The following is a 19,534-nucleotide window of genomic DNA, read 5'->3' as shown; positions in this document are numbered from 1 at the left end:
TTTGGATGGATTCATCATCAATTTTAAACGTCGCGGCAGGAGCATGCGATGATAAACGGGCTGAGGATATTATTGCCCTTAATATGCAAGGAATCTCACTTGTTGCCGATTATTTTCTCATTTGTCACGGGAACTCTGATAAACAAGTGCAGGCCATTGCAAGAGAAGTAAAACATCTTGCAGAGGAAAGTGGAATCGAAGTGAAGAAGATGGAGGGCTTTGATGAAGCAAGATGGGTATTGATTGATCTTGGTGATGTCATTGCTCATGTGTTCCACAAAGAAGAAAGAGGATACTACAACCTAGAGAAGTTATGGGGAGATGCGCCGAGAGAAACGCTTTCACTTGGCATTAACTCATGATTTATCAAGGGTTTGCAGGTGTGTATGACGAGCTCATGACACATGCACCTTATGATGAATGGGTTCAGTGGATCCAGCAGAATATCAAACCGAATGCTGCCATTATTGATGTTGGCTGTGGAACTGGAGAGATTTCTCTTCGGTTAGCTGAAAAGGGTCACGCAGTCACAGGAATTGACCTCAGTGAAGAAATGCTGGCTTTCGCGCAGCAAAAAGCACAGGCGAAAAAGCAGTCCATTCAATTTTTACATCAAGATATGAGAGAGCTGACGGGTTTTGAGCAAGTCTTTCAAGCGGCGGTTATATGCTGTGATTCCTTGAATTACTTAAAAAACGAAAATGACGTCAAAAAAACCTTTAAAAACATGTTTCAGCTTTTAGAGGCAGATGGGGTTTTACTCTTTGATGTTCATACTCCTTATAAAATGGAAGAGGTATTCCCAGGTTCGACTTATGCCGATCAAGATGAAGAGATCAGCTATATTTGGCAGAGTGATAAAGGGGATGACATGTATTCGGTCATTCACGATTTAAGCTTTTTTGTAAAGGACGGAGACGTGTATCAGCGTTATGATGAGACACATGAACAGCGTACATTTCCATTTGAGACCTATGCGGCGTTCCTTGAGTCCGCTGGCTTTGAACAAATAGAAGTGACCGCTGATTTTACAAATGAAGCGCCCAGGGAATTCGCCGAAAGATATTTCATTTCAGCTAAGAAGCCAAAAACCATCGTTTAATGGAACGATGGTTTTTTAAAACCCTTTTTTCGCTTGTTGCAGAGTTGATTAATTTCTGCGATCATCAGTAAACACACTTGGCGGATATTGATGCGCAACCGCTTCAAGATCTTCATCGAATTTTTCATGGGTGTTTTGAAAAAGGCGGTGGAACATATCTTGAACACCTGCTTCAAGTGCTTTAATCCCTTCACCCGTAACGCCGCCTTTTACACACACTTTGTCTTGTAGTGTCGGAAGGGTATAGACTCTTTTTTCAATCAAACGGCCAAGCCCTACAAGCATATCTTCTGATAAGGTGGTGGCTTCTTCTTTAGAAATATCTGTTTCTTCAACGGCTGCTTCAATCATTTTCTGAACGAGGAAGCTGATAAAGGCAGGACCGCAGCTGACGATATCTGACGCCGCTCTTGTAATCGAATGATGAATTTCGATAGGTGTTGAAATGCAGGAAGCTAATTGTCTTAACGCTGTTTTCGTCGCGACATTACATGACGATCCAAATGTTAAAAGTGACGCACCTGATAAAGCACGGTTCGTAATGCTTGGAATCAGCCTGGCTGTTTGACAAGGAACGATATCCTGAAGCTGTTCAGGATGAACCGGACTTGTAATGATGACAATGGTTTGGTGCTCTTTTAAAAGAGGGCTCAGCTCTTTTAAAAGAGGATAAATATCAAGCGGCTTGACACAAACAAAGATGAAATCTTTATCCATGACAGCTCCTGTAAGCTGTTTTGTTACTTCAAGCTCTGGGTGGTTCTTTTTTATATTGAACGCTTTTTCTATGGTCCGGTTTGTAATGGTGATGGATGAGGGATTGACTGCCTTTGATTCAATAAATGCCTCAGTAAGTATGGTACCCATGTTTCCTGTACCGATTATCCCGATATTCAAACGTTCTCCCTCCTTAGGCGCATAGGATCTGTTATCTTCTAAACAGTATGTTGAGCAATAGAAAAATATGATTGAAAGAAGCGTGAGCACGTGAAGCGACTCATTCCATTGAAAAAATACAGTCTTTATATCGGAGCTGGGCTCATGGGCACGATCATCATCACTTTCTTCCTTTTGGCAGGAAATAAGGAGAGCTCTAGAGAGCCAAGTGTATTGAAGGGCGATCAAGACATACAAGTCACATTAGAAGACAAACAAGAAAAGACCGATAATGAATCATCCTCCATTTTTGTGGAGGTCAAAGGGGCTGTAAAAAAGCCAGGTGTTTATACGTTTCAATCTGATGCACGGGTAGAAGAAGCCATTCGAAGAGCAGGAGGTTTTACTAGTAAAGCAGACACGATTGAAATTAATCAAGCAGCAAAATTAGAAGACAGTATGATGATTTATGTCCGGAAGCAGGGAGAAGCAGAGAGAGAGGCACAAACAGCAGGTGCAGACGCTCCATCGGGTAATGAAAAGAGTCAAGGTGTCAATGTGAATCAGGCTGATGCAGCGGAATTGCAAACCATTAATGGAATAGGGCCAGCTAAAGCAGAAGCTATCATTACGTACAGAGAGGAGCACGGAGAATTTCAACAAATTGAAGATTTGCGGAACATTTCAGGTTTTGGGGAGAAGACCATCGAACGGCTGAAAAATGAATTGACCGTTAAGTAGAATTGACGATATAGAAGGAAGGCATGTACACTTAATACCAACCATCATTCTGGAGGGATCAGCTCGTGGAAAGAATTTCATGGAATCAATATTTTATGGCGCAAAGCCATTTGCTTGCTCTGCGAAGCACCTGTGAGCGGTTAGCTGTTGGGGCGACCATCGTCAGAGACAAGCGTATCATTGCAGGGGGATATAATGGCTCAATTGCTGGTGATGTCCATTGTGCAGATGTGGGATGCTATGTCATTGATCATCACTGCGTTCGCACCATCCATGCGGAAATGAACGCTATTTTACAATGTGCCAAATTTGGTGCACCTACAGCCGATGCTGAAATATATGTCACACATTTTCCTTGTTTGCAGTGCTGTAAAGCCATTATTCAAGCAGGTATTCGAACCGTTTACTATGCAAAGGATTATAAAAATCACCCATATGCCATTGATTTATTTGAGCAGGCAGGTGTTCAAACGGAACAAGTTGAACTCGATGAAATGATCATCGACTTAAAAAATCAAGAAAAATTAGCCTTTGTTGCAGATCTAATTGGCAAACTAAGTGAATCAGGACTTAGTGAATCAGAAATTCGCAATATGCATGAGAAGGCGAATCAATTATTTACTTCCTATGTTTAATTATTTGCCGTTTGGGGCAATTTCAGCAGCTGTTGGAATTGCTCTGGCTGCATATCATCTTCATTTGTACTTCCTTCTCTTTCTTCTCATCATCTTCCTTCTCAGCCTACTGAAAAAAATCCCCAAACTCTTTCTCATGATCAGCCTATGTGGAGCCGTCTATACTCTTATTTTTATGGTTCATGAGTTTTTTGAAACGGATCAACCTGTTCAAGAAAAATTCTTTTCCGGCTCTGTTGTGATTGAAACGATTCCGAAAATAGATGGCAATCGTTTTTCGGCAACTGTGTCAACAGAAGATGACCGGCTAGCCGCTTTCTATACCATTCAAACAGAGCGTGAAAAAGAGACGTTAAAAGACGTAGAGCCAGGTATGAGCTGTCATATGACAGGTGATGTTCGACCGCCTAAACACGCAACCATTCCTAACGGGTTTCAATACGATCAATTTCTACAATCAAAAGGCATTCGCGCTATTTTCTTACCGCAGTCAATCAAAGGCTGTACAACAAATGATCGTCCTTCCTATTATCTTCAAAAGATGAGGCAAAAGGGCTTAAAATTCTTAGAAGATCATGTGCCGAAAAACTCTGTAGGTATTGTACAGGCTCTTATTTTTGGAGACCGTGATTTGATTGATCCTGACACGCTAAGAGACTATCAAATGCTCGGTATTATTCATCTGTTAGCGATCTCAGGACTGCATGTGCAAACGCTTCTTGCCTGTTTATTTTGGTGTCTGCTTCGTGCCGGTGTGACAAGAGAGACAGCGCGTCTTCTTCTATTATGCTTTCTTCCTGTTTATGCTTGTTTGACAGGTGCTGCACCATCAGTTTTAAGAGCTTGCCTTATGGCAGGAATCTATTTAGTGATGACAAGCCTGCCAAAAGAAATGAAACAGCCTTCTGCTGTCGTATTAAGCGCAACGTTTTTATTCTTATTAGCGATTCATCCTCTATATCTATTCGAGATCGGATTTCAGCTTTCATTCGTGGTTACGTTTTTTATTTTGTTATCGACCAGAATCTTATCGCAAGCGAATAGCGCCGTGATGCAGTTGTTCCTTATCTCATTTGTTGCACAGCTTGCCTCGCTTCCTGTTCTTTTATATCATTTTCAGCAATTTTCTTTGCTGAGCATCCCATTGAATATGATATTTGTCCCTTTTTATACAACAGTTGTCCTGCCTCTATCCTTACTCTTTTTTCTTTTGTCTATCATTTATCTTCCGCTTGGACAAGTGTTGTTCCAGTTGCTTGATTCGGTCATCCAGCTAAGTCATCAGTTGTCAGCACATATGGCAGTTTTTGATGGGTTCAACCTGATTTTTATGAAATCGACTTGGTGGCATATTCTGCTTGAAGTGAGCGCCATTGTTTTTTTGCTGTTTGTGATGGAGTGCAAAATGTCCGTGAAATCCTATGCCGTGCCGATTATATTACTCATCGGTGTCTTGAGTGCACACTATTTCACCCCGAATTTTCTCCAAAAAGGGGAGGTCACGATGCTGGATGTCGGACAAGGGGATAGTTTGTTTATTCAGCTCCCTTACCGAAAGGGACATCTACTTGTGGACACAGGTGGCAGACTTTCTTTTGATGATGAACCATGGAAAAAAAGACGTAAAGTGTCTACGATCGGTGAACAAACACTAATCCCGTTTTTGCATTCTAAAGGTATAGCAAAACTTGATGTGCTGATTCTCACGCATGCAGATCAAGACCACATGGGAGAAGCAGTTCGTTTAATCAAGCGAAATAAAGTAAAGCGGCTAGCCATACCAAAAGGTTTTGCCCGAAGTCCAGAAGATGCAAAGCTGCTAAAAGAAGCAGCTGAAAAAGGGATTATGATTGATGAATTAGAAAGAGGAGATCAGCTCCAAGTTGGAGAGCACATATTTGAGGTTCTTCACCCTTCGCAAGACCGGGTGACAAGTAAGAACAATGATTCACTTGTTCTAACTTTTAATCTTGGCGGGAAACGGTTTCTGTTCACTGGAGATCTTGAACATGAAGGGGAACGAGATATTATAGAAGCCTATCCTCACCTGCAAGCAGATGTCTTAAAGGTTGGGCATCATGGGAGCAAAGGGTCAACAAGTGATGAGTGGCTTCGGCATCTGGAGCCGTCGCACGCACTCATTTCGGCTGGTGAACGCAATCGTTATCAGCATCCTCATCAGGAAGTCTTGAAAAAACTAAAGGATCATCAAACGAAGGTGTACCGCACAGATCAAGACGGAAGTGTGACCTATGGATTTCTTGAGAAGGAAGGAACGTTTTACACGCATCCTCCATATGATATCTTACAAAAACAATAAAAAAACTGCCAAAACGGCAGTCATGTAGCAATCATGAAGTTAAGATCCAACGAGGTGTATAATGGTTGCCAAAATAAACATTGAGGCGAAAAATCCGAATGTGACGATAAAACCAACAGCTGAGTCGATCGCATCATTTCGCTTGCTTTGAACATTTTTTTCAAATTCATTCATTTTCATCCCTCCTGGCTAATTTTAGTATACTTGAACTCATTTGGAATTGCTAGAAGGTAAAGTAACCGTTTTCCATTTTCATGATCATTTTATGAATATCGTCTGAAGCAAGCTGACCCGGGAGCTTGCACCAGACGTTTACTATAAATGAGGAGGCGGTACTTTCAGCTTCCTCTTTACTAATGTCTTCGCACACTTTAGGATAGAGGAGGAAGTGAAAGAGAGGGATTCAATTTATGGTCTTTGAGGTTTGGAACAATTTAAAAAGAGGGGATATCCATCCCGTTTATTGCTTATATGGAAAAGAAACGTATTTACTGCAAGAAACAGCAGCTAAATTAAGACAAGCTGTAGTAGACGAAGAGACAAAGGATTTTAATTTCTCTGTCTTTGATATGGAAGAGGTGCCGCTTGAACAGGCTGTGACAGATGCAGAAACCTTTCCGTTCATGGGAGAAAGGCGTCTCGTTGTGATCAAGAACCCTTATTTTCTTACAGCGGAAAAGAAAAAAGAGAAGATTGAGCATGAGCTTTCTCTGTTAGAAGCTTATTTAGAAAAGCCGGCGCCTTATACCATTCTCGTCTTATTGGCACCATATGAAAAGCTGGATGAACGGAAGAAAATCACCAAATTGCTAAAAAAGAAAGCGGCTATGGTTGAGGCAAAAGAGTTAAACCCAAAAGAAACAACGGATTTCACCATTACGCTGGTGAAAACAGAAGGAAAGGCGATGACATCTGAAGCGGCTGAGCAGCTTGTGATGCTGTGCGCCGGAAGCCTATCCTCATTGTTTCAAGAGGTCAGGAAGCTGAGTACATATATTGGAGAGCGAGAAGAAATTGAATTAGCGGATGTCAATCAGCTCGTTGCAAGGAGCTTAGAGCAGAATATTTTCGAATTAATTAACCAAATTGTCAACAGACGCCGCTCTCAGGCCATGCAGATGTTTTATGATTTGCTGAAACAAAATGAGGAACCCATTAAAATATTAGCACTTATATCCACTCAATTTCGTTTGATTTTACAGACGAAGTATTTCGCTCAGCAAGGATATGGGCAAAAACAAATTGCTTCAAATCTAAAAGTCCACCCATTCCGCGTCAAACTTGCTATGGATCAGGCAAGGCTGTTTTCAGAAGAAGAGCTGAAGCAGATTGTCAAAGAGCTATCAACGATCGATTATGAAATGAAAACCGGTAAAAAGGACAAGCAGCTATTGCTAGAATTGTTTCTGCTTCGCCTATTAGGCGCTTGAACATAAAAAAACGACCTTCTAAAAAGAGGGTCGTTTTTGTTTAGATGTATAATTGTCAGTCTGTCCTAATGGCTGAGCCGGTCAGGACGGACGTACAGTTAAACAGTTGCCTCATTACTGAGGCGTTGCAAGCATTATGCAGAAAGTCCGTTTACTTGTTTAGCAAGTCTTGACTTGTAACGCGCAGCTGCGTTTTTGTGTACAAGACCAGTTTTAACGGCTTTGTCAATGCGTTTTGCAGCAGAAGAAAGAGCAGCTTTTGCTTGCTCAGCATCGTTGTTAGCTACAGAAACTTCAACTTGTTTAATCGCAGTACGCATCGCAGACTTGATTGTCACGTTGTGTGCACGGCGTTCGTTATTCGTTTTTGTACGTTTGATCGCTGATTTAATATTTGGCATGTGTTTCACCTCCTAAGATACAACCTAAACACAATTGTCTTAAGGTTAAATCTTCACAATAGAACAAGTTGTATTCTATCAAACACACCTTTAGAATGCAATATAAATGTAAAGTATTTTTCATTGATGAAGCGCTCGAATGTTTCTTTCAAGAGATGGAAAGACTACTGTTAATTACTTGGTGGAAGGAGTCTTTTTATGGAGAAACAGAAACTTGATTTAAGTGCTTATCAAATTCGGACAGACTTGGCTGTTGAAACAAAAGAGATACTAGAACAAGAGAACGATCCGAATGTTGTCAAAAAGGATGGAATTCAAGGGATTGTCGAAAAGGAAAAAGAGGAGCATGGCATCCGTATACGCACGGTGGAGATTACGAAAGAAGGGGAGGCGCTGACCAGCAAAAAGGCAGGAACATACTTGACACTTGAGGCGCAGGGCATTCGGGAGAAAGATTCTGAGATGCAGGAAAAAGTTGTCGAAGTCTTTGCCCATCATTTTGCTCAGTTTTTAAAAGATCGAGGCATTCAGACTGATGCGAGCTGTCTTGTAGTAGGACTAGGAAACTGGAATGTCACGCCAGATGCGCTAGGTCCGCTCACGGTTGAAAGTCTGCTTGTGACCCGGCATCTTTTTGAATTGCAGCCGGAAAATGTACAGGAAGGCTACCGCCCAGTGTCCTCTTTATCACCGGGAGTGATGGGACTGACTGGTATTGAAACAAGCGACATTATACAAGGCGTGATCGAGAGGTCCAAACCCGATTTTGTCATTGCAATCGATGCCCTTGCTGCTCGTGCAGTGGAACGGGTGAATACGACGATTCAAATCTCTGATACAGGTATCCATCCCGGTTCAGGTGTAGGGAATAAGCGAAAAGAATTAAGCAAAGAAACGTTGGGAATTCCAGTGATTGCGATTGGCGTTCCGACAGTGGTAGATGCAGTCACCATTGCAAGTGACACAATTGATTATGTCTTAAAGCATTTTGGTAGAGAACTGAAAGATGACAGGCCGTCCCGCTCTCTTGTGCCGGCTGGTTTGACGTTTGGGAAGAAAAAAGTACTAAACGAAGAAGACTTACCAGATGAAGAAACGCGTCAATCATTCTTAGGTATCGTAGGAACTCTTCCAGAAGAAGAGAAACGGCAGCTGATCCATGAAGTGCTTGCGCCGCTAGGGCAAAATCTCATGGTCACGCCTAAGGAAGTGGATACATTCATTGATGATATGGCAAACGTGCTCGCCAATGGATTAAACACAGCACTTCATCAAAAAATCTCTCAAGATAACATGGGTTCTTATAATCATTAATCGGTTCTACTTTCTCTAGCTCGCTCATAGTGTAATTACTAGAAAGCGTGCTGGAGGGAGTAAATCATGAAAAAAAGACCCCGCCGTCCTCGACAGTTGGTCGTTGCGATTAATGGAACAAAAGTAGTCAAAAGCATTTTCTTATTTATAGCCTCGCTTGTTGTAGTGTTTGTGATGTCAGGGGCGTTGACATCTTTAAAACCTGAGCTGAGGCCACAAGCCTCGCTATATGGTGTAGCAGATGAGCTTTCCGGGGCGTTTTTCGCCACATTAATGGGCATGGAAAACCAATATTTCGCCTCAGCCGTCCCGAAAGATCAAAAAGGGTTTCATTTCTCTGGACTGTCGCTCAAGCTTGCGACCAGTATCAATTTAGAAGACCCGCGTAGTTTTCTAGGTAGAGAACTTCCAGGCTTTGAACATTTTGATACAAAAATCATCTTAGCAGGTGAAGGAACAGACTATACCAACATGCCAATGGAATCGCCGCCGCCAAGTGAAGTCATTCAAGATGAAAAAGAAGCAAATTTAGCAGAGCTGGACAAGCTCGACAAAGATGTGCCGAAAAAGCCTGCGAAAGAGCCGGACCGGTCGACAGGAAAACGAAAAGCTGTGTACATTTACCATACACATAATACGGAATCATATTTACCATTTTTAAAAGGAGAAACGAATCCAAACAATGCACGGCACTCAAAAGTGAATGTCACCCTTGTCGGTGACATGTTCGGAAAGGCGCTTGATCAGCAAGGAATCGGGAATACGGTCGACAAAACAGAAGTTGAAAAACGTCTTCTGCAAAAAGGACTAAAGTATCCCCAGTCTTATAATGAATCAAGACTGGTCGTAAAAGAAGCCTTAGCGAAAAATGATGATCTCGAATATTTAATCGATATCCACCGTGACTCAAGAAGAAAGAAAGACACTACTGCCGAGATCAAGGGGAAAAAATATGCGAGAATTGCGTTTGTTGTGGGAAAGAAGAATCAAAGCTATGAGAAAAACCTCAAGCTTGCGACGGAGTTCCACCATTTGATGGAGAAAAAATATAAAGGACTCAGTGTCGGTGTGTTTGCCAAAGGCGAAATTGGTGATAATGGAATTTATAATCAAGATTTATCCGACAAAGCCCTTCTTTTAGAATTTGGCGGAGTGGATAATAATATGGAAGAATTGAAAAATGCATCCAATGCAGCAGCTGATGTCTTCAGCGACATTTTCTGGGATGCGGAAAAAGTAAACGGCAAAGCAAAGGATGAGAAAAAACGCTCTTAAGGTGGTGACGGTGCATGGGATCATTTATGGGAAAAACCATTATTTTAGGACTGGTCTTGCTATTTGGCGTCTTTTTAGGGATGCAGCAGGCAAATAATGGCATGCTGCAAATGAAGGGTTACCATGACCCGCAATTAAAAGGCGCTTTCTCCATCCAAATGAACGACGAAGAAGAACGAGAAGCCTCTATCTTAGGAACGGCTGTTACAGAAAAGGATCTTGCCGAAAAACAAAAGCAGCTTGAGGAAATAGAGAGCTTTAATGCCTTCTCCAAGGCAGGAAAGGTGTTGTCTGATGGCATGACACATGCAGCTCGTTTTCTTTATGATTGGGTAAATGGGAAATAAATAAATCTACACCATATGACTAAAGCCGCTAATCAATGAGCGGCTTTTCTTGATTTCGATTGAATCTTTACAGCCCTATTGATATAATCTAACCTAGCGCAACCCGCGTTTTATAGTAGGAGTGATAGATTGTGACAGATAAAGAAAAACGATTAGAACGGCAATCAAGAATTCGAAATTTCTCCATTATCGCCCATATTGACCACGGGAAATCCACATTGGCCGACCGTATTTTAGAAAAAACATCGGCGATTACGCAGCGAGAAATGAAAGAACAATTACTTGATTCCATGGACTTAGAGCGTGAACGCGGCATAACGATTAAATTAAACTCTGTCCAGCTGAAATATAAGGCGAAGGATGGAGAAGAATATATTATGCACCTGATTGATACACCAGGGCATGTCGACTTCACCTATGAGGTATCTCGAAGCCTTGCTGCCTGTGAAGGTGCGATTCTCGTAGTAGATGCAGCACAAGGAATTGAAGCACAGACACTTGCGAATGTTTATTTAGCTCTTGATAACAACTTAGAAATTCTTCCGATTATCAATAAAATCGATCTGCCAAGTGCAGAGCCTGAGCGTGTAAGAGGAGAAATTGAAGATGTCATCGGGTTGGATGCGTCTGAAGCTGTTCTCACCTCTGCTAAGGCTGGTATTGGGATCGAAGATATTTTAGAACAAATCGTCGAAAAGGTGCCAGCACCTGCTGGAGACCCAGAAGCACCGCTTCAAGCTCTTATATTTGATTCTCTCTACGATGCGTATCGCGGCGTTATTGCGTACATACGAATTGTGGAAGGAACGGTCAAACCAGGTCAGAAAATCAAAATGATGGCGACGGGCAAAGAATTTGAAGTACTTGAAGTCGGCGTATTCACACCAAAAGCCATGCCGACAGATGAACTCACTGTTGGAGATGTTGGCTACTTAACAGCAGCAATTAAAAATGTCGGCGATACACGTGTGGGGGATACGATCACAAGTGCGGTGAACCCAGCGAAAGAAGCGCTGCCAGGATACAGAAAGCTGAACCCAATGGTTTACTGCGGTCTTTATCCGATTGATACAGCGAAATATAACGATTTACGTGAAGCACTAGAAAAGCTTGAATTAAATGATTCTTCACTTCAATATGAGGCAGAGACGTCCCAAGCACTTGGCTTCGGTTTCCGCTGCGGCTTTCTTGGAATGCTTCATATGGAAATCATCCAAGAACGGATTGAGCGTGAATTTAAAATCGATCTCATTACGACAGCACCAAGTGTTATTTACGATGTGTATATGACAGACGGAGAAAAAATCATCGTCGATAACCCGTCAAATCTGCCTGATCCGCAAAAGATTGAGAAAATTGAAGAACCATACGTGAAAGCAACAATGATGGTGCCGAATGACTATGTAGGCTCTGTCATGGAGCTTTGCCAAGGAAAGCGCGGACATTTCATTGATATGCAATACCTTGATGCAAACCGAGTGAGCATTGTGTACGAAATTCCTTTGGCGGAGATCGTGTATGAATTCTTTGATATGCTCAAGTCCAACACAAAAGGCTATGCGTCCTTTGACTATGAGCTGATTGGCTATCGCCCATCTACTCTAGTGAAAATGGACATCATGCTGAATGGTGAAAAAATCGATGCCCTTTCCTTTATTGTTCACCGCGATTACGCCTATGAACGAGGCAAGATCATCGTAGAAAAGCTGAAAGAACTCATTCCGCGCCAGCATTTTGAAGTACCAGTTCAAGCAGCGATTGGACAAAAAATCGTGGCTCGCTCTACCATTAAAGCGATGCGTAAAAACGTACTTGCTAAATGTTATGGTGGAGACATTTCCCGGAAAAGAAAGCTTCTTGAGAAGCAAAAAGAAGGAAAAAAGCGCATGAAACAAGTGGGCTCTGTTGAAGTCCCGCAAGAAGCATTTATGGCTGTGCTGAAGATGGACGACAGCACACCGAAAAAATAACATCCTCCTCAAGGCAACCTGCTTTACAATGTCAGCCTTGGCGTTTATAGTCGAAAACAAACAAAGGTGCCGCAGCGATAAACTGCGGCTCTTTACCTGTAAAGAAGGTGTCATCAAATGAAAGCAGCATACATTCACATTCCATTTTGTGAGCACATTTGCCACTATTGTGATTTCAATAAATTTTTCATTAAAACGCAGCCAGTCGATGAATACTTAGCGGCTCTTGAAAAAGAGATGCAGCACACGATCGAGCAAAAGGGCGAGCAAGAACTCAAGACGATCTTTATTGGCGGGGGGACTCCGACATCATTGACCGTCAGCCAGCTAGACCAGCTCATGACCAGCATCCACCGTGTGTTAAAACCGTCAAAAAACCTGGTTGAATTTGCAGTGGAAGCAAACCCAGATGAATTATCACTCGAGAAGCTACATGTGTTAAAAGAAGCCGGTGTCAATCGACTAAGCTTTGGCGTCCAAACCTTTGAAGATGATTTACTCAAAAAAATCGGACGAGTTCATCAAAAGAAAGATGTTCTCACGTCCTTTGAGAGAGCTAGAGCGGTTGGATTTGACAATATTAGCCTAGATCTTATGTTTGGCTTGCCGCATCAAGAAAAGCATCATGTCATGAATTCACTTGAGACAGCTTTCTCATTAGGAGCAGAGCATTATTCTGTCTACTCACTGATTGTGGAACCGAAAACGGTGTTTTACAACTTAATGCAAAAAGGAAAACTGCATTTACCGCCGCAAGAACGTGAGGCTGAAATGTATGAACTTGTGATGGATGAAATGGAGCGCCATGGATTACATCAATACGAAATCAGCAATTACGCCAAACCGGGCTTTGAAAGCCAGCATAACCTGACCTATTGGAGCAATGAAGACTACTTCGGTTTCGGTGCAGGGGCACACGGGTATGTAGATGGCATCCGAAATGTGAACGCAGGACCAGTGAAGCATTACTTGGAACTGATTGAGCAAACTGGGTTCCCGTATAAAGAAACTCATCAAGTCACAAAAGCAGAGCAGATAGAAGAAGAAATGTTTTTAGGCCTTCGAAAAATCGAAGGGGTGAAAAGTGCCGACTTCCAAGCCAAATATGGTGCTTCACCAGAAGCTCTTTTTCCCTCAGTTCTTGAAGAATTAGAAGAAAAAGGTCTCATTGTAAAAGATGACATTGGAATTCGTTTAACAAGAAAAGGGAAATTGTTAGGAAATGAAGTATTTCAAGCGTTTCTCGGTGAGTTATAATTGACATTTTAATTTGAGTTTGGTAATTTTGTTTATACAATTAGCACTCGTTGAAAGAGAGTGCTAACAGGGGTGATGATGATGTTAACAAATCGTCAGCTTTTGATTCTGCAAGTCATCATTAATGACTTTATTCGTTCGGCGCAGCCAGTTGGATCAAGGACTCTTTCTAAAAAAGAGGACATCACATTCAGCTCTGCGACGATTAGAAACGAAATGGCTGATTTGGAGGAACTTGGTTTTATTGAAAAGACCCATTCTTCATCAGGAAGAATTCCTTCAGAAAAAGGATATCGTTATTATGTAGATCATTTGCTCTCTCCGCGAAAACTGTCGTCTAAAGAGCTTGTGCTTATCCAGTCGGCTTTTCAGGAGAAAATTTTTGAGCTGGAAAAAACAGTTCAAAAATCGGCGGAAATTTTATCAGATCTCACAAACTATACATCGATCGTGCTTGGTCCAAAGCTGAGTGAAAATCGATTAAAGCAAATTCAGCTTGTCCCCGTTCAGCCAAATAAAGCCGTAGCAATCATGATTACAGACAGCGGACATGTTGAAAACAAAACCATTACCTTCTCTGAGCATCTCGATGTCTCCGATATTGAGAAGCTGATGAATATTTTGAATAGCCGCTTAGCTGGCGTTCCAATGGACCAGTTGAAGGACAGGATGTATAAAGAAGTAGTCATGCTTCTGCGCACACATTTAAAAGATTATGATCACATTTTAGATGCGCTTGGCAACACATTTACATCGACACAAAATGAATCAAAACTTTTCTTTGGCGGGAAGATTAATATGTTGAATCAGCCTGAATTTCATGACATCGACCGCATTCGCTCACTCATGATGCTGATTGAGCAAAAGAATGATGTCATGCAGCTGTTTCATCCAAATCAGCAAGGTATCACCATTAAAATCGGTTCAGAAAACAATTTGGAAGCAATGGAGAACTGTAGTTTGATCACAGCGACTTATTCGATTGATCAAAAATCACTCGGCTCCATTGCCGTCATCGGACCAACCCGCATGGATTACGGGCGAGTCGTTAGTCTTTTGCATCATGTATCAAAAGACTTGTCAAACGCACTTTCCAATTTGTATGATGAGTAGGGTGATAAAAAGATAGGGGCACTGCCCCTTCGTATTCTTGAATCTTTTGAGGGAGGTGAACACAATGTCAGAAGAAAAACAGACACCTGAGCAAGAAGCAGAGGTTGAAGCACAAGAAGAAGCAGTTCAAGCAGATACTGAGGAAGCAAAGCATGATGAACAGTCTGCCTTCCAAGAGAAAATCGATGAATTGCAGCAGCTTCTAGATGAAAAAGAAAACAAGATTCTGCGTGTTCAAGCAGATTTTGAAAATTATAAACGCCGTGCTCGAACTGAAGTGGAGACCGTGCAAAAATATCGTTCTCAACATGTTGTCAGCGATCTTCTCCCAGCTCTTGACAACTTTGAAAGAGCGCTTGGAATTGATCCAGACAATGAGCAGGCGAAAAGTTTGTTAGAAGGAATGCAGATGGTTTACCGCCAGCTGGTAGAAGCGTTGAAAAATGAAGGCGTTGAACCAATTGAAGCTGTCGGCAAAGAGTTCGATCCAAACCTTCATCAAGCCGTCATGCAAGTTGAAGATGAAAACTTCGATTCAAATATCGTAGTAGAAGAATTGCAAAAGGGCTATAAACTCAAAGACCGAGTTATTCGTCCATCAATGGTAAAAGTAAATCAATAACTACATAATGGGAGGTCATCGATTATGAGTAAAATCATTGGGATTGACTTAGGAACAACAAACTCATGTGTTGCAGTACTTGAAGGCGGAGAGCCAAAAGTCATTGCAAACGCTGAAGGAGCACGTACAACACCATCTGTTGTCGCTTTTAAAAATGGAGAGCGCCAAGTTGGTGAAGTAGCGAAACGCCAATCAATTACAAACCCGAACACAATCATGTCTGTTAAAAGACATATGGGTACAGACTATAAAGTAGAAGTTGAAGGCAAGAACTATACACCGCAGGAAATCTCTGCAATCATTCTTCAACACCTTAAATCTTACGCTGAAGGCTACCTTGGCGAAGAAGTAACAAAAGCTGTTATCACAGTTCCTGCTTACTTCAACGATGCAGAACGTCAAGCTACAAAAGATGCTGGTAAAATTGCTGGTCTTGAAGTAGAACGTATCATCAACGAACCAACAGCAGCTGCGCTTGCTTATGGTTTAGATAAAACAGATGAAGATCAAACGATCCTTGTATACGACCTTGGCGGCGGTACATTTGACGTATCAGTCCTTGAGCTTGGAGACGGCGTCTTTGAAGTACGCTCAACTGCTGGGGACAACCGTCTAGGTGGAGACGATTTTGACCAAGTGATCATTGATCACTTAGTAGCTGAATTCAAAAAAGAAAATGGCATTGACCTTTCAAAAGATAAAATGGCGCTTCAGCGTTTAAAAGATGCTGCTGAAAAAGCGAAAAAAGATCTTTCTGGTGTATCTTCTACACAAATCTCACTGCCATTTATCACAGCTGGAGATGCAGGTCCTCTTCACCTTGAATTAACGCTAACACGTGCTAAATTCGAAGAGCTTTCTGCAGATCTTGTAGAGCGTACAATGACACCTGTACGTCAATCATTGAAAGATGCTGGTTTATCTGCTAGCGAGATTGATAAAGTCATCCTTGTTGGTGGATCAACTCGTATTCCTGCAGTTCAAGAAGCAATCAAAAAAGAAACAGGCAAAGAGCCTCATAAAGGTGTAAACCCTGATGAAGTGGTTGCTCTTGGTGCGGCGATTCAAGGTGGAGTCATCACAGGAGATGTCAAAGACGTTGTTCTTCTTGATGTAACACCACTTTCTTTAGGAATTGAAACAATGGGCGGCGTATTCACAAAGCTGATTGAACGTAATACAACAATTCCAACAAGTAAATCTCAAGTATTCTCAACGGCTGCTGACAACCAAACAGCGGTAGACATCCATGTTCTGCAAGGTGAGCGCCCAATGGCAGCAGACAACAAAACATTAGGTCGTTTCCAATTGACTGACATTCCGCCAGCACCACGCGGCGTACCACAAATCGAAGTATCTTTTGATATCGATAAAAACGGTATTGTCAACGTACGTGCGAAAGATATGGGTACAGGCAAAGAGCAAAACATCACCATCAAATCTTCTTCAGGTCTTTCTGATGATGAGATCGAAAAAATGGTCAAAGAAGCAGAAGAAAATGCTGAAGCAGATGCGAAGAAAAAAGAAGAAATCGAAGTGCGCAATGAAGCAGATCAATTAGTGTTTACAACAGAAAAAACATTAAAAGATCTAGAAGGCAAAATCGATGAAGAGCAAGTGAAAAAAGCAAACGACGCGAAAGATGCACTAAAAGCTGCGATCGAAAAAGGCGAGCTTGAAGACATCAAAGCGAAAAAAGATGAGCTGCAAACAATCGTTCAAGAACTAACGACAAAGCTCTATGAAGAAGCTGCAAAACAAGCACAAGCTCAGCAAGAAGGCGCTGAAGGTGCTCAAAAAGCAGATGACAATGTAGTGGATGCAGAATACGAAGAAGTAAACGACGATCAAGAGAAAAAATAATCACCTTTACTTTTGAAAAAGACTGCTGAAACGTACTCGTCAGAAAGTCAAAGTCAGGATCTCTTGGCTTTGACTTTTTTTCTTTCCAACGATGAAAGCAATTGAAAAAGGTCAAATCAAAATGATACAATCGTACTTATGTGAGAAAATCGGGAGTGTGAAGAGATGAGTAAGCGTGATTACTATGAAGTGCTTGGCGTGAGTAAGAGCGCCTCAAAAGACGAGATCAAAAAGGCATACCGCAAGCTTTCAAAAAAGTATCACCCTGATATTAATAAAGAAGCTGGCTCAGATGAGAAATTCAAAGAAGTAAAAGAAGCCTATGAAACCCTTTCTGACGATCAAAAACGTTCGCAGTATGATCAGTTCGGTCATACCGATCCAAACCAAGGCTTTGGCGGCGGCGGTTTTGGCGGAGGAGGAGACTTTGGCGGCTTCGGCGGCTTTGATGACATCTTCTCTAGTATTTTTGGCGGTGGAGCCAGAAGAAGAGATCCAAATGCACCGCGTCAAGGAGCAGACTTGCAATATACAATGACGCTTTCATTTGAAGAAGCAGCATTTGGGAAAGAAGCAACGATTGAAATCCCTCGCGAGGAATCATGTGAAACATGTCATGGATCAGGGGCAAAGCCTGGGACAGAAGCGAAGACTTGTTCACATTGCGGCGGCTCTGGTCAATTAAATGTTGAGCAGTCAACTCCGTTTGGTAAAGTGGTCAACCGCAGAGTATGTAACTACTGTAGCGGAACAGGAAAACAAATCGATCACAAATGTTCTACATGCGGCGGCTCTGGTAAAGTGCGTAAGCGTAAGAAAATCAATGTGACGATCCCAGCTGGTGTTGACGATGGTCAGCAGCTCAGAGTGTCTGGTCAAGGGGAGCCAGGTGTAAATGGAGGACCTCCAGGCGATCTATTTGTTGTGTTCCATGTGCGTTCGCATGAATTCTTCGAGCGTGACGGGGATGACATTTACTGCGAAATGCCGTTAACCTTTGCACAGGCTGCATTAGGTGACGAAATTGAAGTGCCGACATTACACGGTAAAGTGAAATTAAAAGTTCCTGCTGGCACGCAAACTGGCACGAAGTTTAGACTCAAAGGAAAAGGTGTGAAAAATGTACGCGGCTATGGCCAAGGCGATCAACATATCGTTGTACGAGTCGTCACACCAACAAATTTAACGGACAATCAAAAAGATATCATTAGAAAATTTGCTGAAGTGAGCGGAAATAAACCGGACGAACAAGAAATGAGCTTCTTCGATAAGGTAAAACGCGCATTTAAAGGCGAGTAAGACGGATAAGGAGTTGGTAGTATTGAAGTGGTCAGAAATTAGCGTCCATACAACAAATGAAGCGGTGGAACCAATCACCAATATTTTGCATGAAGCAGGTGCGAGTGGTGTCGTGATTGAGGACCCGCTTGATTTAGTCAAGGAACGTGAAAATGTATACGGTGAGATCTACCAGCTCGATCCGAATGACTATCCTGAAGAAGGGGTCATCGTCAAAGCCTATCTTCCAATGAACAGCTTTTTAATGGAAACGGTAGATGAGATCAAAGAAGCCATCAACAATCTTCTTCTATACGATATTGACCTTGGACGAAATACGCTGTCCATTTGTGAAGTAAATGAAGAAGAATGGGCCACCGCATGGAAAAAATACTATCATCCTGTGAAAATCTCTGAAAAATTCACCATCGTTCCAACATGGGAAGAATATACTCCGGTTCATTCTGATGAACTGATTATTGAAATGGACCCAGGAATGGCATTTGGAACAGGGACACATCCAACAACCGTTCTTTGTATTCAGGCGCTTGAGCGCTATGTGAAGGAAAACGATACGGTGATTGATGTTGGAACAGGCTCTGGGATTTTAAGTGTGGCAGCAGCGATGGTTGGTGCAAAGGACATTCAAGCCTTTGATCTCGACACCGTTGCGGTTGAAAGTGCAAAGCAAAACATCGAGCTAAATGGTGTAAGCGAACAAGTGACGGTCAAGCAAAACAACTTACTTGATGGGATTTCAGGCGAACGTGATGTGATCGTCGCCAACATTCTCGCAGAAGTGATTTTGCGCTTTACAGATCAAGCCTATGACTTATTGAAGAAAGATGGCTATTTCATTACATCAGGCATCATTGGACAAAAGAAATTACAAGTCAAAACAGCATTAGAAGAAGCAGGTTTTGACATTGTTGAAGTGCTGTCAATGGAAGATTGGGTCAGCATTATAGCGAAAAAATAAAGCGAGTAGGT

Annotated in this window: 19 protein-coding genes; 16 read left to right on the top strand and 3 right to left on the bottom strand. The window is 42.1% G+C overall.

The annotated features are described in order from the left end of the window. Nucleotides 1–5 precede the first annotated feature (5 nt). Both rsfS and CKW02_RS11840 read left to right on the top strand, forming a co-directional pair. Nucleotides 6–362: a ribosome silencing factor gene (rsfS, locus tag CKW02_RS11845; RefSeq protein WP_003217467.1), complete on the top strand. Its 357-nt coding sequence runs from the start codon at nt 6–8 to the stop codon at nt 360–362. Beyond that, nucleotides 359–1,102 carry a class I SAM-dependent DNA methyltransferase gene (locus CKW02_RS11840; protein WP_003217490.1) on the top strand — a complete coding sequence of 248 codons (744 nt, stop codon included), beginning with the start codon at nt 359–361 and terminating at the stop codon, nt 1,100–1,102. The genes rsfS and CKW02_RS11840 overlap by 4 nt, the downstream gene beginning before the upstream one ends. Before the next feature lie 48 nt (nt 1,103–1,150). Here the strand turns inward: CKW02_RS11840 and comER are convergent, their stop codons facing one another. Next, on the bottom strand, nt 1,151–1,999 hold the full coding sequence (gene comER, locus CKW02_RS11835) for a late competence protein ComER (RefSeq protein WP_003217379.1): 849 nt from the start codon (nt 1,997–1,999) through the stop codon (nt 1,151–1,153). 90 nt (nt 2,000–2,089) lie between these two features. On the opposite strand from comER, the gene CKW02_RS11830 reads away from it, so the two are divergent. The 3 genes from CKW02_RS11830 (at nt 2,090) to CKW02_RS11820 (ending at nt 5,674) form a co-directional block, all read left to right on the top strand. Continuing rightward, complete coding sequence (locus CKW02_RS11830) at nt 2,090–2,719, top strand: helix-hairpin-helix domain-containing protein (protein ID WP_003217298.1); 630 nt, start codon at nt 2,090–2,092, stop codon at nt 2,717–2,719. Between the two features lie 65 nt (nt 2,720–2,784). After that, nucleotides 2,785–3,354, top strand: coding sequence for a ComE operon protein 2 (locus tag CKW02_RS11825; protein WP_003217422.1), 570 nt, complete (start codon nt 2,785–2,787; stop codon nt 3,352–3,354). Continuing rightward, the gene (locus tag CKW02_RS11820) at nt 3,347–5,674 is read left to right on the top strand and encodes a DNA internalization-related competence protein ComEC/Rec2 (RefSeq protein WP_003217359.1); all 2,328 of its coding nucleotides are present in this window, start codon (nt 3,347–3,349) and stop codon (nt 5,672–5,674) included. The genes CKW02_RS11825 and CKW02_RS11820 overlap by 8 nt, the downstream gene beginning before the upstream one ends. Before the next feature lie 39 nt (nt 5,675–5,713). Here CKW02_RS11820 and CKW02_RS11815 read toward each other — a convergent pair whose 3' ends face one another. Continuing rightward, nucleotides 5,714–5,848: a YqzM family protein gene (locus CKW02_RS11815; RefSeq protein ID WP_003217416.1), complete on the bottom strand. Its 135-nt coding sequence runs from the start codon at nt 5,846–5,848 to the stop codon at nt 5,714–5,716. 236 nt (nt 5,849–6,084) lie between these two features. On the opposite strand from CKW02_RS11815, the gene holA reads away from it, so the two are divergent. Then, nucleotides 6,085–7,104: a DNA polymerase III subunit delta gene (gene holA / locus CKW02_RS11810; protein WP_003217373.1), complete on the top strand. Its 1,020-nt coding sequence runs from the start codon at nt 6,085–6,087 to the stop codon at nt 7,102–7,104. Between the two features lie 134 nt (nt 7,105–7,238). Here holA and rpsT read toward each other — a convergent pair whose 3' ends face one another. Next, a complete protein-coding gene (gene rpsT / locus CKW02_RS11805) occupies nt 7,239–7,505 on the bottom strand; it encodes a 30S ribosomal protein S20 (RefSeq protein WP_003217506.1) in 267 nt (88 codons plus the stop codon). 198 nt (nt 7,506–7,703) lie between these two features. Here rpsT and gpr point away from each other — a divergent pair, with 198 nt between their 5' ends. The 10 genes from gpr (at nt 7,704) to prmA (ending at nt 19,523) form a co-directional block, all read left to right on the top strand. Next, nucleotides 7,704–8,819, top strand: a complete 1,116-nt coding sequence (gene gpr / locus CKW02_RS11800; RefSeq protein WP_003217353.1) for a GPR endopeptidase — start codon at nt 7,704–7,706, stop codon at nt 8,817–8,819. A 66-nt stretch (nt 8,820–8,885) separates the two neighbouring features. Continuing rightward, nucleotides 8,886–10,094, top strand: a complete 1,209-nt coding sequence (locus tag CKW02_RS11795; protein ID WP_003217396.1) for a stage II sporulation protein P — start codon at nt 8,886–8,888, stop codon at nt 10,092–10,094. Nucleotides 10,095–10,108: 14 nt separating this feature from the next. Beyond that, nucleotides 10,109–10,441: a YqxA family protein gene (locus tag CKW02_RS11790; RefSeq protein WP_003217304.1), complete on the top strand. Its 333-nt coding sequence runs from the start codon at nt 10,109–10,111 to the stop codon at nt 10,439–10,441. A gap of 131 nt (nt 10,442–10,572) precedes the next feature. Beyond that, complete coding sequence (lepA, locus tag CKW02_RS11785) at nt 10,573–12,411, top strand: translation elongation factor 4 (RefSeq protein ID WP_003217443.1); 1,839 nt, start codon at nt 10,573–10,575, stop codon at nt 12,409–12,411. A gap of 117 nt (nt 12,412–12,528) precedes the next feature. Beyond that, nucleotides 12,529–13,668, top strand: coding sequence for a radical SAM family heme chaperone HemW (gene hemW / locus CKW02_RS11780; RefSeq protein WP_003217319.1), 1,140 nt, complete (start codon nt 12,529–12,531; stop codon nt 13,666–13,668). A gap of 81 nt (nt 13,669–13,749) precedes the next feature. After that, on the top strand, nt 13,750–14,781 hold the full coding sequence (gene hrcA / locus CKW02_RS11775) for a heat-inducible transcriptional repressor HrcA (protein WP_003217350.1): 1,032 nt from the start codon (nt 13,750–13,752) through the stop codon (nt 14,779–14,781). Nucleotides 14,782–14,845: 64 nt separating this feature from the next. After that, on the top strand, nt 14,846–15,403 hold the full coding sequence (gene grpE / locus CKW02_RS11770) for a nucleotide exchange factor GrpE (RefSeq protein WP_003217485.1): 558 nt from the start codon (nt 14,846–14,848) through the stop codon (nt 15,401–15,403). 24 nt (nt 15,404–15,427) lie between these two features. Further along, nucleotides 15,428–17,266 carry a molecular chaperone DnaK gene (dnaK, locus tag CKW02_RS11765; protein ID WP_003217444.1) on the top strand — a complete coding sequence of 613 codons (1,839 nt, stop codon included), beginning with the start codon at nt 15,428–15,430 and terminating at the stop codon, nt 17,264–17,266. A gap of 165 nt (nt 17,267–17,431) precedes the next feature. Continuing rightward, nucleotides 17,432–18,565: a molecular chaperone DnaJ gene (gene dnaJ, locus CKW02_RS11760; protein ID WP_003217525.1), complete on the top strand. Its 1,134-nt coding sequence runs from the start codon at nt 17,432–17,434 to the stop codon at nt 18,563–18,565. Between the two features lie 22 nt (nt 18,566–18,587). Then, the gene (prmA, locus tag CKW02_RS11755; protein WP_003217481.1) at nt 18,588–19,523 is read left to right on the top strand and encodes a 50S ribosomal protein L11 methyltransferase; all 936 of its coding nucleotides are present in this window, start codon (nt 18,588–18,590) and stop codon (nt 19,521–19,523) included. The last annotated feature ends 11 nt before the right edge of the window (nt 19,524–19,534 follow it).

It is taken from the genome of Bacillus pumilus (assembly GCF_900186955.1).
GTDB classification, from domain to species: domain Bacteria; phylum Bacillota; class Bacilli; order Bacillales; family Bacillaceae; genus Bacillus; species Bacillus pumilus.
This window is presented reverse-complemented; position numbering and strand designations above follow the sequence as displayed.

Bases quoted from the DNA above. Each gene is read 5' to 3' on its own strand.
- rsfS (WP_003217467.1), top strand. From the start codon at position 6: ATGGATTCATCATCAATTTTAAACGTCGCGGCAGGAGCATGCGATGAT.
- CKW02_RS11840 (WP_003217490.1), top strand. From the start codon at position 359: ATGATTTATCAAGGGTTTGCAGGTGTGTATGACGAGCTCATGACACAT.
- CKW02_RS11820 (WP_003217359.1), top strand. From the start codon at position 3,347: ATGTTTAATTATTTGCCGTTTGGGGCAATTTCAGCAGCTGTTGGAATT.
- CKW02_RS11815 (WP_003217416.1), bottom strand. From the start codon at position 5,848: ATGAATGAATTTGAAAAAAATGTTCAAAGCAAGCGAAATGATGCGATC.
- holA (WP_003217373.1), top strand. From the start codon at position 6,085: ATGGTCTTTGAGGTTTGGAACAATTTAAAAAGAGGGGATATCCATCCC.
- rpsT (WP_003217506.1), bottom strand. From the start codon at position 7,505: ATGCCAAATATTAAATCAGCGATCAAACGTACAAAAACGAATAACGAA.
- gpr (WP_003217353.1), top strand. From the start codon at position 7,704: ATGGAGAAACAGAAACTTGATTTAAGTGCTTATCAAATTCGGACAGAC.
- CKW02_RS11795 (WP_003217396.1), top strand. From the start codon at position 8,886: ATGAAAAAAAGACCCCGCCGTCCTCGACAGTTGGTCGTTGCGATTAAT.
- CKW02_RS11790 (WP_003217304.1), top strand. From the start codon at position 10,109: ATGGGATCATTTATGGGAAAAACCATTATTTTAGGACTGGTCTTGCTA.
- hemW (WP_003217319.1), top strand. From the start codon at position 12,529: ATGAAAGCAGCATACATTCACATTCCATTTTGTGAGCACATTTGCCAC.
- hrcA (WP_003217350.1), top strand. From the start codon at position 13,750: ATGTTAACAAATCGTCAGCTTTTGATTCTGCAAGTCATCATTAATGAC.
- grpE (WP_003217485.1), top strand. From the start codon at position 14,846: ATGTCAGAAGAAAAACAGACACCTGAGCAAGAAGCAGAGGTTGAAGCA.
- dnaK (WP_003217444.1), top strand. From the start codon at position 15,428: ATGAGTAAAATCATTGGGATTGACTTAGGAACAACAAACTCATGTGTT.
- dnaJ (WP_003217525.1), top strand. From the start codon at position 17,432: ATGAGTAAGCGTGATTACTATGAAGTGCTTGGCGTGAGTAAGAGCGCC.